Below are 13499 nucleotides of genomic sequence, written 5' to 3'. Positions count from 1 at the left end.
ATCGTTAACATTCTTGGATGTCTCAACCAATAAACCCACTCCTAGCCCAACATCTGATATTCAGCTAATGGCAACTATCGTCTGGTCTAAAACTTTTTTAATTTGCTTTTTAGGTGGTTTCGTGACTGCGGCAATTGCCTTGTTTAAACGCAATGCTATTCGCCGTTACTCTGCACTTGGCTGGGGTTTCCTGATTTCATTCCTTTTTGCTTGTGCATTGGTGTTTATCAAATTTTGATGTACACTCTCACCGCTAATATACGTATATAATTTTAGACAGTTCTGAAAAATAACGTAGTAATCAACCGATGTTAAGAATTGGGTCTGTAATTGGTTCTGTTGCTGGTTCTTTAAGCGGTGCAATTGTTGGTTCAGCTATTGGTTGTGTTGTTGGTATTGGGAGTGGTTCACCAACAGTTGCATTACTAATGTCTTTGGGTGCTTCTGTTGTTGGGTCAGTCATAGGTTCACTGACTGGTTCACTAGTAGGCTCATGCTTTGATAACTTCTGGTTTGAGGAGTTATCACGTTATTATGGCTATATTTATCTGAACAATAGACAACCGATGAAATCTGCTGCTCCCGTCGATTAAAAAGTTTTGTAGAAACGACTAATTCGGGAGATATCTATTAAGGAATTAAAAGTCAAAATTATAACTAAATATAAAGTTTGTAGTCCTAGTTGCTCCGATAGTTCTGTTATTCTTACAGAAGACAGTATGGAATTTGTATTTGAAACAAGGTCGGCAGACTTGTCTTTTGTCGAAACGATTTGGCACACTCACAGCGATCGCGCTGGTAGTTTTACTTCCTCAGCTGTCAGTCACTGGGAGATCGTCATCGCCACCTTCAACGGCAAGACAAAGATTGTCGCACGAGGCCCGGAAACTAAAGCATCCCTTGCCGATTTCCCGGCCGAAGCTGAGTTCTTTGGCATCACCTTCAAACTTGGCACGTTCATGCCCCATCTTCCTGTAAAAACCCTTGTGGATCGGCAGGATGCAACTCTTCCTGAAGCGTCAAATACTTCCTTCTGGCTGCATGGTGTGTCCTGGGAATTGCCGACCTTTGAAAACGCCGATGTGTTTGTCAACAGGCTGATTCGTCAGGAGATACTTGTGCGAGATCCAGTGGTCGAGGCGGCAATAAAAGGACACAAGCCCGACATATCGATACGTTCCTTACAGTACCGTTTCTTGCAGGCAACCGGATTAACCCAAAAGACGATTCAGCAGATTGAACGCGCCCACTGTGCCGTCTGGTTGCTTGAGCAAGGTACATCCATTTTAGACACTGCCTTCGAGCTAGGCTATTTTGATCAGGCACATCTGACTAATTCGCTAAAGCACTTTATTGGCAAAACTCCCGCGCAAATCATTTCCAAAATCGCGGTTCCATAGTTTGCGTTTTTTTCCAAAACTCCGTTCTCTTGCTGCACCATAATTGCGGTAGACAGCGAATGGTAAAAGGATAACACCATGCGAAAAGTAGTCGTCACTGAATTCATATCACTCGATGGCGTTATAGAAGAACCGGCCTGGACTGCACCCTATTGGAATGACGACATCGCTCAGTTTAAAGATGAAGAGCAACTCACCAGTGATGCTTTGCTCCTGGGGCGCGTGACTTATCAAGGGTTTGCCGCCGCCTGGCCAAACAGCACTGATGATGGGGCTTCATACATGAATAACGTCCGCAAATACGTAGTGTCAAAGACCTTAAACGCAGTAGAGTGGAACAACTCAACTCTCATCAAAGACAATATCGTCGAAGAAATCACCCGACTCAAGCAGCAAGACGGCCAGGGCATTCTGGTCTACGGCAGTTCCGCGCTTGTGCAAACTCTCATTCGGCACGATCTTGTGGATCTCTATCGGCTGCTTGTTTACCCAGTAGTTGTGGGCAAAGGCAAGCTTCTGTTTCAAGAGGGTACTACTGCGACTTTGAAGCTTTTGAAATCACAGTCGTTCAGTTCAGGTGTTGTGGCACTAGTCTATGAACCAGAGCGCAAATAATCACCGCCATTTGTGCAAAAAATCAGCGTTCTTGATTTGTAAGATTGAACTACCTCCTTAAGTATATTTGCTCAGATATCTCTAAAGTTTATGCCAAGATATTTTGAGGCTTTTTAGTGCCATTCGATTCAGGATTCTGTACTCTGGATCAATATGCACTGCACTTTTGGGCTAAGAAGACTATGCCAAAAAATTGGGCTTTGAAAGTAGACCAGTTTTTCAATGCAAACACACACTGCATTATCGCTACTGCTCATGTTGACAGCTTTCCTTCTGACCTACCGTTAGAACCAAATATTCGGGAGCCGAACCGCAAAAGCTCAACGTACAGACAAATTTTCGACTCACTGACCACAGAACCTGAAAAGTTCTTTGAGCGGCATAGTGGAATTGTACTGTGTGCCAACAAGGTCAAGCCCAACAGTAAAAAGACTCAGCTAGAACTAGAGATATTAGAGGCTAATGAGGGTGGGAGTGATGGCATCGTTAACGGTGGCCATACCGTTTTAGCATGGGAGCAACGCGATTTTCTAAAGTCGGATAAAAACGAGTGATGATGCTCCCCCTACAGTAGCGCGATCGCCACCCAAATACCTGGGGTTATTGAGAATTTACCTATTTAATTGAGAATAAAACCGAATTTCAAAAAATCGCGTTGCTCCCATACCAAAGGCCAGCTTGATCCACTGTTGGTTCAGCCAGGATAATTTAAACTATGTATCTGTGGTTTCTTAATTATCCAAAGCGATTAACTATCAAAACATTCACATTAGATTTTGATTTTTAGTTTTGACTCGTTGATAAAGTTCTTCCATTGTCTCAATAAAGGAATTATCTTTGTGCCAGAAAGCTGGGAAGTCGCCTTCCTTTTTAACTAAAATTGCTGAAACTCCGCTATCATTGGTGACTTCAATAGTAGATGGTAAACGTTTCGCCCCTAACCAAAACTCTCTTAAGTGTGGCTTGTCACTAACAGTGTGTTTTTCAGGCTTTGTGTAAAAAGATTGACTCGGTTCGATAGCCAATTCTTGTTCATCTAAAACTGTAGATAATGCTTTACCTAAAGGTGAATCAGCTAGTTTAGCTTGTAATTCTACTTTGGTAAGCCCCCTTAATTCAAATAGCAAAAAGGGATTGCTATCAAGTTGAGAAGCTACTAAATAATAAACGCCAGCTATGTGCTTACAAGGGTTAGCATAATCTGGACAAGAACATTTAGTTTTAAAGTCCTTGCTACTATGGGGTAATAAGTGTAACCCCATTTGGGAGAATATTTCTTCAATATTTTCGGGGACTTCGTTTAATAATAACCGCGAAACAATACTCGCTTTGGAAGAAAGATTTTTGATGGCTTCATTCCAACGGGTTTTGGCAATGGGAGTAATTTCAATGACTATATTATATGTAGGTTCTTTATAAACTCCAAAGTAAGGATTCACGGAACCTCTGACTTGAGCCGTGATGGTATTTTTATCAATATCAAAACTTTTTACTTTACCACCACGAGCATAGGAGCGCCCTCTTTGTAGGCGACCATTATCGGTAAAATCTTCTAGTGCTTTGATAAAGCGCTCGCCCCACCACGTTCTACTAAACTTATTCATAATAACTACTCCATAATTGTGCTTTTATTCAAGGCAATTAGTTTCTTAAAGGCTTCATTATCTAATTCAGTCAGCCAGGATTCATCACTACCGACTACTGCTGAAGAAAGTTTTTTCTTATCTTCAATCATTTGGTCGATTCTTTCTTCTAAAGTGCCAAGTGCGACAAATTTATGTACAAACACATTCTTTTTCTGACCTATGCGAAAAGCGCGGTCTGTGGCTTGGTCTTCAACGGCTGGATTCCACCAACGGTCAAAATGAAAGACGTGATTGGCTTTAGTTAAAGTAATCCCCACACCGCCAGCTTTTAGAGACAGGACAAATACAGATGCTTCTGTATCAGGATTTTGAAAGTCATTAATCATTTGTTCTCGACGTTGGCGACTTGTACCCCCATGTAGGTAATAAGTATTGCAATGAAGGTTATGTTTGAGATATTTTTCTATTTGTTCACAGACTTCTGTGAATTGACTAAAAATCAGCAGACTTTCACCTTCCGAAATGACTTCATCTACCATTTCGACTAAGCGTGAAAGTTTGTGCGATCGCTCCGGTAAAAATTCGCTATTATCTTGGAGGAACTGTCTGGGGTGATTGCAAATCTGTTTTAATTTCATCAGGGTAGAGAGAATTAAACCTTTGCGTTGTATTCCCTCTGCTTCTGGCAATTTTTCTTCCACATCTCTAACTACCACTTCATATAATGAAGCCTGTTCTTTGGTCAGATTAGTATAGAGTTTTTGTTCAACTTTATCTGGTAAGTCTTTAATAATTGATTGGTCTGTTTTCACCCTTCGTAAAATTAACGGTTCAACCAGTTTCTTTAAAGTAGTTGATTTAACTTTGTCGTTATCTTTTTGAATGGGAATTTCAAAAGATTTGCGAAACTGGGCTTCTTTTCCTAAATAACCGGGATTGAGGAAATTAAAAATTGACCACAAATCAAGTAAGCGGTTCTCAACTGGCGTACCCGTTAAAGCTAGACGGTGTTTAGCAGTGAGTTTAAGTATAGCTTTAGTCTGTGCTGCTTTGGGATTTTTAATATTTTGCGCTTCATCTAAAACTAGACGTTGCCATGTCACACTATTTAGGAGTTTTTCATCTAAGCGAGCCAAAGTAAAGGAACTAATCACCACATCATGCTGCTGACAGGCGGCTTTAAATTCGGCAGGGTCTTGCAGGCGATCGCTACCATGATGCACCATAGTTTTTAAATGGGGTGCAAACTTAGCAATTTCTCTTTGCCAGTTACCCAAAACCGAAGTCGGCGCAATTAATAATGTCGGTAATGGAGAACTTTGGCTATCTTTCTCCTGTACTAATCTCGCAATTACCTGCAAGGACTTCCCCAGCCCCATATCGTCTGCTAAACAGCCATTTAATCCCAATTTTTCTAAATATTGCAGCCAAGCCACACCCCGCTTTTGATATTCTCGTAGGTTGCCTTGCAAATTTAAGTCTTCAGAAATCGGCTCTAGCTGACTTTTATCTTGTAACTTTGCCATTATTTCTGATAAAGCTGCATCATATTCAATTTCCCAGTCATCTTCCCCTTGAGCGCTACGTTGCATGAACTCTAGCAAGCTCATTTGGGGCTGTTCATCGCCGTGGGACTGCCAAAATTCTAATAACTGCTGCATTTTATCCCGGTCTAATTCCATCCATTGACCGCGAAAATGCACTAGTGGTGCTTTAGTATTAATCAATTGTTCCCATTCTTGGGGTGTGACTGTTTGCTCACCAATTGCCAATTCATACTGATACTGTACCAGTGAATCTAAACCGAAATAACTTTTGCTTTCCCCTACCGTAGCAGCTACCTTGCGACCACTAGAAGCTTTGAGACGAATTTTCGCACGGCGACGACCAGTCGGAGTATACCAAGCCGGGACAATGACCTTAAATCCTGAATCTTCCAACACCCAAGCACTATCTTTAAGAAAATCAAACGCCTCATCTAAACTTAGCTGCATTCGGGTGGGAGAATCCGTTTCCAAACCTTGCCAGAGTTTGGGATACATTCTTGCTGCATAGCCTAAATTTAGCAGTAAATTAGTATCGAAATCTTTGCCAAATTCTTTATGTACACCAGCTTTGGTTTTGGGGTTCATCGTCCAGTAATCTGCCAAAGCTAACTTTAAAGACGGATCTTTTTTACTTGATACCAAAAATTGCATCTGCCAATTGTCGATTTGTTCAGTCTGCGGTGAATGTAACTGAAAGCAAAGATAAAATGGTGATTCAGCTTGAGTACGGATAATTCTATTTTTCCATCCCAACCATTGCTGATACTCTTGGAGAGCAGTATGAGTTTTGAGTGGGTTGTGTTTTTGGGGATAAAGGCAATAGTGAATTAGAGAATCATCAATTTGTTTGTCAAATGCTGCGGTAAATGGTGTCTTACTCACTAAATCATTGAGAAGATACTCACTGAAGTGGCGTAATAGAGTTTCTGGAGCGAAAAATTCTATTTTATCAGTTTGTGTGCTGTTACCTGCTACACAAATCAATGGCATATATTCAATATATTTTTGAATATTGGCTTCATATTGCTCGGAAATTATTTCCCAACCAGCATATATTTCCAATCCTGGGGATGGTTGTTTAGGTTTTTTCTTTATAGTCGCTGCAATCGTTCTATATTTTAAAGACGGAATATATTGATCCTTAATAATTATTTGTCTAAATGATTGCGTATAATGATACCAAAATAATAAATCTGACCCTAATTGAAATTCACTAGCATTGTACAAGGCTAAAAAATGAATATCTTTGAGCAATTTAATAATATTAATTGCTGTCACTGCTCTCACAGAAGTAACAGTTTCATAACAAGTTATCTGCCAATATTGAAAATCTTCATACTCTTCAGGGACTTCTATTTCTAAGTATTTGACTAACTCTGGTGAAGGTAATGGCTGGTTATTAGCAGTTGGTAAAGCAAAATATTTTGAACATATCCGTTGTTTTAATTGCGCTTCAGTTTCTTTAAGACCCAAAGTTTGAGTCAGAAAGTTGATTAATTCAAGAGATAATAAATGTCCGGGGTGAACTTGTGTATGAGTACGCTTTTTATTATTAATCGGAGTTTCTACCCATAGATAAAATGCTCCAGACTGTACAAAATCGCTACATTGGTTTGGTATCCACGAGCCATGAAGGACTTTCATCTTAATCTCCGTTGAGTCCTACCTTTGAAACAAGAGTGCCATCGCTGGCATTTCCAAAAAAAGGTGACGCTTGTTAATTACTTTACCAAAAACCGTATTTTGTGCTGCTAAAATCAGAAACTTTTTTACATATAAGCTAGTTTCTGACTGCTATCAAGGCTCAACATTATTCCTCAATCGCCTTTTAAGATCGCGGATGGCGGCACTTGAGTTACGCTCGTAAGCAATCTGCACACAACGAGCTATGGTTTGCGCTAAATCAAAGTTAGGAAAATAGCGACTATGGGTTTGCAGTTGATAATTTTCACCTTGTAGTTCGTGAATTAGTAACTGCTGGTTTCTGAACAACCAAACTTCTGGAACACGATAGGGGAGATAATCTTGCACATCAGAGTAACTGGTGACATCAATTTCGATGACTAGACATGGTGGGGGATCTTGCCTCCAGTCGATACGTTTTTTGCCTGAGACTGCCTGCCAATTGTCAATATAAAAGCAGTAATCTGGCTCAATGCCGCTTTCTTGGGGTAAGCTCATAGTTACAGGCGTAAAGGCATCATATTCTCGCTCATCGTGATCTAGTAGAGCCATCACAATGTTAGCCAGTAAATGAGCATCTCGACCATGCACTGGTAAAGGCGACATCAGCAATACTTCTCCATCACGGTATTTTATACGCGGTATTGACCCATCTCCTCGTTGATTGCATAAATGCTGATATTCTTGCCAACTGGCAGGCAATCGTACTACAGCACCAGCAGGTAATTCAGTTTTGTCTGGAGAAACGAGGGCAAACATGACTTATTTCCTATTACTGCCTCATACTGCAATATTAACAAGGACTTTTCCACTCGCAGCAATTGCCCGGAGGAATCACGCTGCGGCGGTCTTCCATTGCTCTTGAACCACGACTAGAGTTGGTTGATGCCATCTCGTTGGCTGATCGGCTTGTGGCTGTGGGGTGCTTCACGGAAATTATTCAATGGCGTAAGCGGATATTCGTGCCAACTGGCGACAAAGCTGCGGCAATTCTGGCTGATGTGATGAGAATCGTTGGTTAATTGTATTGTCAAGCGATGGGTTAATGCCCGTCGCTTTATTTTTTAAATAACAGGACTTACGCGCCAATACACTTTCTTGAAAGAAGGCTACGCCAAAGCGTTAGTGAAAATTTCATGCCCAAAGGAGGGTATTGCTATGATCACTAGCGCGACTGCCGAACAGTTCCAAACAATTATTCTCCTGATTAACCAACGCGATTGGAATCAGGAGGAAAAAGAACTGATTAAGGGAGATCCGTTTTTCAGGGAGAGGGTTCAAGACTTCATACAAGACCCTGAGATAACTTGGACGCAGGCTAATTATCAGTTTGCTGTCCAGCTTGAGGAAAATCTTCCATTAGAAATTCTGGAAGATTTTATCAGGCAAGAGTTCCCGTCCGAAAGTAATTATGTCCCACCCAGCGAGGACGACCCGATTCCTTTCTAATCTCTTATATAAATACTCCTGTTAGGAGTATTTATTTTTTCTCTCTCATCCTACTTTCAATTTCAAACAGGTCTTTATACACTTCATAATCCTTAAATAAATTCATGATTAAACTCCTTGTGAAAACGCAATAAACTATATTTCCCTGCGCTTCGTACAAATCAAAAGCCAGGAACAAATCTTTTTTCGCACCCTCTTTGTCACCTAAATGAAACCTAACTGTCCCTCGTCCACAGTAAGCTTCTGGACAATCAGAGTCTATCAATAAAGCTTGCTCTAATTGACCAAGCGATTCTTCTAAATTTCCTAATGCAAAATGAATGTGAGCTATGTTAATATAAGGCTCTACATGATTAGGTTCAAGAGATATTATTTTTTGATAATCCTGCATTGCCGCATCAAAATCCCCAATGTAATTTTTATAAATATCTGCGCGGGTTTGATAAGCTTCAAGCAAGTTGGGATTGAGAGCGTTAGCGAAGCTTAACGAAGTTATCGCCTGATTATAATCCTCAACAATTTTGGGAAACTCAGATTTGTGGCAGATTTTTAACCGAGCTAAACCGCGATTATTATAAGCTTCGGCAAAATTTGGATTGAGGACGATCGCCGCCTCAAACATTTCAATCGCACCTTCATATTTTTCAATCCCAAACTGCACTAATCCTATAGCGTTATGAACTTCTGCAAAGTTTGGGTTAAGCGTTAGTGCCTTTTCAAAGCATTCAGCAACGGATTTTAAATCTTTGGACTTAAGATGTTCTATGCCTTGATTAAAAAAAGCTTGTGCTTGCTCTAAATTTGTTGCTTCCATAATTGTTTATTTACCAAAATTATCTAGTTATAATAATTGTACTTAAATTTATTATAATTACTTATTTTGTAGGACTTGAATTTAAAAGGCTACGCCGAAACATAATGAAAGTTAGAGGTAAAGAATATGCTATTAGCGTTTTTCTATACTTCAGCTTTGACGAAAAATCTCACTTACTGATGCTTTGCATAAGCATTAGTGAAAACGTTAAGTTTGGAGAAAAATATATGTCCGGCTTTGAGATTGATGCACTGTGGGAATTAAATCTAACCGAAGAAGAAAAGGTGAACCAGAAGGCTTATGAAGATAGTCTTGAACTACCTACTTCACTCGCAGAATGGGAAACTTTCCTGGCTGATTTCGAGGAATTAAATAAGAAAAGGATACCGACTCCAGCCACAGATTTTAATATCCCCGGAATCGGAGAATGCTGTATGGAAATCCTAAGAGTATCTTGGGTTCCTGGTGAGCCTAATTTATCGGTAGAAGTTAACGAACAGGATAAAGAACTCTATCCTAACGGCTATAAAGCATCAGTACGCAGAGAAGATGTTAGCCTAGCCGAGTGGTTAGGTTTGTGGCATATCTTGCTTGATCCGTACTATTGTTAACCACTGTTAACTACTGTTAAGTACTTCTTAGCCTCCGCTTGGAGGCTTTTCTTCTTCTCACCAAGCCCCGTTGGGGCGCTTTGTTGGGTGTAGGGTGTGGGGTGTGGGGTTGCAGGATCGAGATAGCCCCAACAACCAGTGGGTCAGAAGCCCCACCCTTTCAGGGTGATTGCATTGGAATTCGTCAGAATCCTTTTAAGAGCGCCGTCTTCTCTACGCTCTTGCTACGCCAACACTACCCCCTACCCCCTACACCCTGTTCACTGCTGCATATCCATCTGCTGTGTAGCACGATTAATCGCCTCAAGCCTCTTATCCGCGTTATCAAAAGTTTCTAATAAATGCGGAGTAACTTTGTTAATTGTTACTTTCCCCCGCTCCACTTGCAAAAGTACCTCACCATCTTTTTGTGCGATCGCTAAGTCTTGGCGCTCTTTGTTATAAGCCAAGTCATAACTATTGCCTGTGACCAGCGTCAGGTTGTCTTCAATGGGGACACCCCATTTATTCCCCAGGCGTTGAGCGATTTCGGTGAGGCGAATGATTTGGTCTAGCTGCGTCTTATCCTGTTGCATCGCGGCGTAGGCTTTCTCTGATAAGGGTTCTCCCGCTTTGAAAGCATTGCCTACTTCCACAATCCGTTTCAAATAAGAGTCGGGCTTACCTAAATTATGGGCATTGTCGTACCAGTCCTTTAAATCTTCAATGGTAACTCTTGGACTGGGTGTAACTTGTCCTTGTCGGGTAACAACGCCAGTTGACATAGCTTCTCTGGGCGGATTTAGGGTAGATTGTTGTTCCACATTAACAGTCTTCTGTGGTGAGTTAAATGTAAAGCTATCACCCATCAAATGGGGGTGAGGAATCAGATTGGCTTTAGGCAATTCATAAGTTGTCAGGGTTGGCTTATTATCATCAGTCATGGTCAGAGGAACTAACTCATCATTGTCATCCCTGGTGTAATACTGCTTATTCTGTAACTCTTGTTCAAGTTTTGATGGGTTTAAAACTATATTTGGGTCAGCTTGAAGAGCTTCTTCTATATCTGTTTGATAAGCTAGCCCTGGCTTAAATTCATGAACTACGCCACCAGCATATTCAGCATTAACCGCCCTAATAGTTACATTTAACCACGAAGCCATTATTAAATCTTTATCGCTCAATGGTGCATACCTTTGTCCTACTGGTTCACTCGTAAAACCATTTACCGGATTATTTGTCGGGTGATTATGTGTCAATAATACTGGTGTTCCCCAAAATTGTTTAAAGAACTTTCTGTGTTCTACTGGTAATGCGTCTAGTTCTTCACTCAGATAATCACCACTGACAGAACGCTCGTTACCTTGAACTTGTTTGGTTGGCATTCCCGTCGAATCAAACCACCATTGTTCTTCTAATGGCTTGTGAGCGATCGCACTTTCTATCATTCTCACCGCCGGGAAATCATTCGGCGTAAACTGCTTCACCGGACGTAGTGCGATCGCTACATTGCTCGGTTGAGTATCTTCGTTTTCCACACCTGACGGTTGCAAAGATTGAGGACGTAAGGGCAGCGATCGCACTTTCGCTTGATACTGGTCAAATGACTCAACTGCACCGAATTTACTAGTCATCGACCTCCATACTGACTCAGGTATGGAAGAGTTGACGAGCCTAAATACGGACAGTCCTTTCTTGGTTTCCTCTGGTACGGACTCTGGTGCTAATTTTGTGAAGCTAACATTTTTTTGTCGCAACCATTGGCTGACAGCTTCAAACTTATGATTATCAACTGCCATGCGCGTGATGCCAAGCTCCCTATCCTCTGCGCTGGCAAATAAGATAGTCGGGCGTTCTTTGATTTTGGCTAATATCGGTGCAGTTATCTCTACCATCTGCTGCTGTACTGGAGGCTGTTGTGTGCCAAACGCCTGCGATTCCTTCGTCCATGTTTGGGGGTACTCGATTGTTTGAGGGTCTACCTTAAGTATCGCTGTGGAGAAATTGCTTTGAATAGTGGCTTGTACCGAAGTTAGTTTTCCCGGTTGTAAAACACCTATTTCCCTAAGAGCTTCCTTGTCTTTATTCTTAAACAACACACCTAATGGTTGACCGTTTAAAAAGATTGCATCCTTGACCTGGGTTTGTGATACAGCTAATGTCAGCTTACGATAAGATTCATCGTTAAATGTCTGACCTTTGTAGTCATATTTGCCAATATTATTAATTCTTAATAAATTCCCGTTGGGCGATTGAGCTATCACAAATCCATGCTTAAGGTTGTCGGAAATTGTTTTTAGTTTCAGGTTTAGGGGTTGTCCATCTCTGACTATATTATATGCTTGCAATTGTTTAATTGAATCAGCGTCCAGTTCTCCTAGAATTTGACCATCTAATTTAATTTTTACCGCTTGGCTAGGCACTGATTTTGTACCAATCTCTATTAACGCATCTTCGGCGTTGAAAACTCGTCCCGCATAAGTAAACTTACTCATTTCCCTGATGAGAAAGCTTACCTCTGGCTTTCCCGGTATAGAGATTGTAGCGTTGGCTGTGTATGTCTGCCCTGGGATGATGTTAGCCAGTGCTTTTGTACCAATCGGTAGCTGTCCGGTTCTTGGTTCCAACATGGCATATTCTTTATACTGCCCATCACTATCTTGTACGAATGCCAATCGTGAAACGTGGCGCTCATGTCCCGGAGGGTGGTGAGATGCCCTGATTTCAATCGGGTACAATTCTTGGGGGTTCCATTCCTGACCACGGAAATTATTGGACTCATTACTGAGAGTTCCCAGTGTTAACTCGGTGAATTGCAACTGGTCTAAGCGCGATACTATTTCATCAGGGAATGCTGCAAATACAAAGTTGGGGATTTTCTTTTGAATTTCTTTTTCGGTTTTATCCTCATCAACTGACTCTGCTTCATTTTCAGTAGGCTTATCCTTGGCTTTTTTTTCCAGTTCATCCTGTCGCGCCGCACCAACAGCCCAAGCGGCGGCGGCGGCTCCTAATCTTTGTTCTGGGACTATGTTATCTCTGAATGACCGCGCGTACTCATAAGCCGCATCAAACAGCAGTTTCGTTTGCCCTGGCGTGAGTTCTGGCTTTAGTTCCAACAGTTTGGCATTACTAGTAGCCATGCCTGCTTTGAGGTTATTGTCTTTCACCGACTGCAAACTGACTGTTCCCAGTTTGCGGTATGCGGGTTTTCCTAACTCTGTTAGTTCATTATCAATTTGGGCTACAGCAATTAATGTATGCGGTCGTTCTTTGGTAGGGGCGCTTTCAATTGCCTCTAATTTCAGATTTATGGTCTGTGCCTTCCAAATCAATGGATGCCCGTAGCGGGTCAGGTTTGTCACCTCGATTTGGGTTCCTTGTTGGGTTTGGATGATGGCGGAGGGGCCTATTTCCGTTTCCCGCTTTTGATTCATCCTAAACGCCACATTGAACAGTCGGTCAAACTCGAATTTCGCGGCGATCGCTTCCAGTCTCTGCTGCGGCATGAACTCCACGCCACGGAATAAGTCTTGGAATTGGACGATGGGACGTGATTCTAATTGCGATCGCTCCCAGTATTTATTGGCTTGGTTGATCAGTAGCTCTACGGGTGAAAATCCTGTGGTTTTTATCCCCTCTGTTAAGTAGACTGATTTTAATTTCTTGTCCTTTATGTAATCAACTTTTCGATACAAATAGCGGCTGTTTTCCTTAACTAAACCCATGTCGGGTTTTCGAGAGCTTTTAAATAAATCCACCGCAATCTGGTTTTGGAAAGAAGCTTCCTCAATCATCTTGCGATACATTAGGCG

11 protein-coding genes and 2 pseudogenes are annotated in these 13499 nt (G+C 41.5%); 8 read left to right on the top strand and 5 right to left on the bottom strand.

Annotated features, from left to right (window positions below; translation table 11 throughout):
- The first annotated feature begins 67 nt into the window (after positions 1-67).
- The 5 genes and pseudogenes from H6G83_RS28930 to H6G83_RS28910 all read left to right on the top strand — a co-directional run.
- Entirely contained in the window at positions 68-238 is a 171-nt protein-coding gene (locus H6G83_RS28930; protein WP_190478530.1) for a hypothetical protein, read from the top strand.
- A 70-nt stretch (positions 239-308) separates the two neighbouring features.
- A complete protein-coding gene (locus H6G83_RS28925; protein ID WP_190478528.1) occupies positions 309-593 on the top strand; it encodes a hypothetical protein in 285 nt (94 codons plus the stop codon).
- Positions 594-719: 126 nt separating this feature from the next.
- Entirely contained in the window at positions 720-1400 is a 681-nt protein-coding gene (locus tag H6G83_RS28920; protein ID WP_190478526.1) for a helix-turn-helix domain-containing protein, read from the top strand.
- A gap of 78 nt (positions 1401-1478) precedes the next feature.
- Positions 1479-2015, top strand: a complete 537-nt coding sequence (locus tag H6G83_RS28915) for a dihydrofolate reductase family protein (protein WP_190478523.1) — start codon at positions 1479-1481, stop codon at positions 2013-2015.
- Between the two features lie 182 nt (positions 2016-2197).
- Positions 2198-2566 (top strand): annotated as a pseudogene (locus H6G83_RS28910) (AIPR family protein); the annotation flags it as partial.
- A 213-nt stretch (positions 2567-2779) separates the two neighbouring features.
- Here H6G83_RS28910 and H6G83_RS28905 read toward each other — a convergent pair.
- From H6G83_RS28905 to H6G83_RS28895, 3 genes are all read right to left on the bottom strand, one after another.
- Positions 2780-3619 carry an SWIM zinc finger family protein gene (locus tag H6G83_RS28905; RefSeq protein ID WP_190478518.1) on the bottom strand — a complete coding sequence of 280 codons (840 nt, stop codon included), beginning with the start codon at positions 3617-3619 and terminating at the stop codon, positions 2780-2782.
- A 5-nt stretch (positions 3620-3624) separates the two neighbouring features.
- A complete protein-coding gene (locus tag H6G83_RS28900) occupies positions 3625-6792 on the bottom strand; it encodes a DEAD/DEAH box helicase (protein ID WP_190478516.1) in 3168 nt (1055 codons plus the stop codon).
- A 153-nt stretch (positions 6793-6945) separates the two neighbouring features.
- Positions 6946-7590 carry a Uma2 family endonuclease gene (locus H6G83_RS28895; RefSeq protein ID WP_190478515.1) on the bottom strand — a complete coding sequence of 215 codons (645 nt, stop codon included), beginning with the start codon at positions 7588-7590 and terminating at the stop codon, positions 6946-6948.
- A 62-nt stretch (positions 7591-7652) separates the two neighbouring features.
- On the opposite strand from H6G83_RS28895, the gene H6G83_RS28890 reads away from it, so the two are divergent.
- Together H6G83_RS28890 and H6G83_RS28885 are read left to right on the top strand one after the other, a co-directional pair.
- A complete protein-coding gene (locus H6G83_RS28890) occupies positions 7653-7853 on the top strand; it encodes a hypothetical protein (protein ID WP_190478513.1) in 201 nt (66 codons plus the stop codon).
- Positions 7854-7989: 136 nt separating this feature from the next.
- Positions 7990-8280, top strand: coding sequence for a hypothetical protein (locus H6G83_RS28885; RefSeq protein WP_190478510.1), 291 nt, complete (start codon positions 7990-7992; stop codon positions 8278-8280).
- Between the two features lie 31 nt (positions 8281-8311).
- Here the strand turns inward: H6G83_RS28885 and H6G83_RS28880 are convergent, their stop codons facing one another.
- The gene (locus H6G83_RS28880) at positions 8312-9094 is read right to left on the bottom strand and encodes a tetratricopeptide repeat protein (protein ID WP_190478509.1); all 783 of its coding nucleotides are present in this window, start codon (positions 9092-9094) and stop codon (positions 8312-8314) included.
- Positions 9095-9321: 227 nt separating this feature from the next.
- On the opposite strand from H6G83_RS28880, the gene H6G83_RS28875 reads away from it, so the two are divergent.
- On the top strand, positions 9322-9705 hold the full coding sequence (locus H6G83_RS28875; RefSeq protein ID WP_190478507.1) for a hypothetical protein: 384 nt from the start codon (positions 9322-9324) through the stop codon (positions 9703-9705).
- 260 nt (positions 9706-9965) lie between these two features.
- Here H6G83_RS28875 and H6G83_RS35615 read toward each other — a convergent pair.
- Positions 9966-13499: pseudogene (locus H6G83_RS35615) on the bottom strand (hypothetical protein); the annotation flags it as partial.

Source organism: Anabaena azotica FACHB-119, assembly GCF_014697625.1.
In the GTDB taxonomy this organism is placed as follows: domain Bacteria; phylum Cyanobacteriota; class Cyanobacteriia; order Cyanobacteriales; family Nostocaceae; genus Trichormus; species Trichormus azoticus_A.
The sequence above is the reverse complement of the archived record's forward strand: the minus strand, read 5'-3'. Positions and strand labels throughout refer to the sequence as shown.

Excerpts from the sequence above, each read along its gene's own strand:
- H6G83_RS28930 (WP_190478530.1), top strand. The coding sequence starts at position 68 with ATGGCAACTATCGTCTGGTCTAAAACTTTTTTAATTTGCTTTTTAGGT.
- H6G83_RS28915 (WP_190478523.1), top strand. The coding sequence starts at position 1,479 with ATGCGAAAAGTAGTCGTCACTGAATTCATATCACTCGATGGCGTTATA.
- H6G83_RS28895 (WP_190478515.1), bottom strand. The coding sequence starts at position 7,590 with ATGTTTGCCCTCGTTTCTCCAGACAAAACTGAATTACCTGCTGGTGCT.
- H6G83_RS28885 (WP_190478510.1), top strand. The coding sequence starts at position 7,990 with ATGATCACTAGCGCGACTGCCGAACAGTTCCAAACAATTATTCTCCTG.
- H6G83_RS28875 (WP_190478507.1), top strand. The coding sequence starts at position 9,322 with ATGTCCGGCTTTGAGATTGATGCACTGTGGGAATTAAATCTAACCGAA.
- H6G83_RS28880 (WP_190478509.1), bottom strand. The coding sequence starts at position 9,094 with ATGGAAGCAACAAATTTAGAGCAAGCACAAGCTTTTTTTAATCAAGGC.
- H6G83_RS28900 (WP_190478516.1), bottom strand. The coding sequence starts at position 6,792 with ATGAAAGTCCTTCATGGCTCGTGGATACCAAACCAATGTAGCGATTTT.
- H6G83_RS28905 (WP_190478518.1), bottom strand. The coding sequence starts at position 3,619 with ATGAATAAGTTTAGTAGAACGTGGTGGGGCGAGCGCTTTATCAAAGCA.
- H6G83_RS28925 (WP_190478528.1), top strand. The coding sequence starts at position 309 with ATGTTAAGAATTGGGTCTGTAATTGGTTCTGTTGCTGGTTCTTTAAGC.
- H6G83_RS28920 (WP_190478526.1), top strand. The coding sequence starts at position 720 with ATGGAATTTGTATTTGAAACAAGGTCGGCAGACTTGTCTTTTGTCGAA.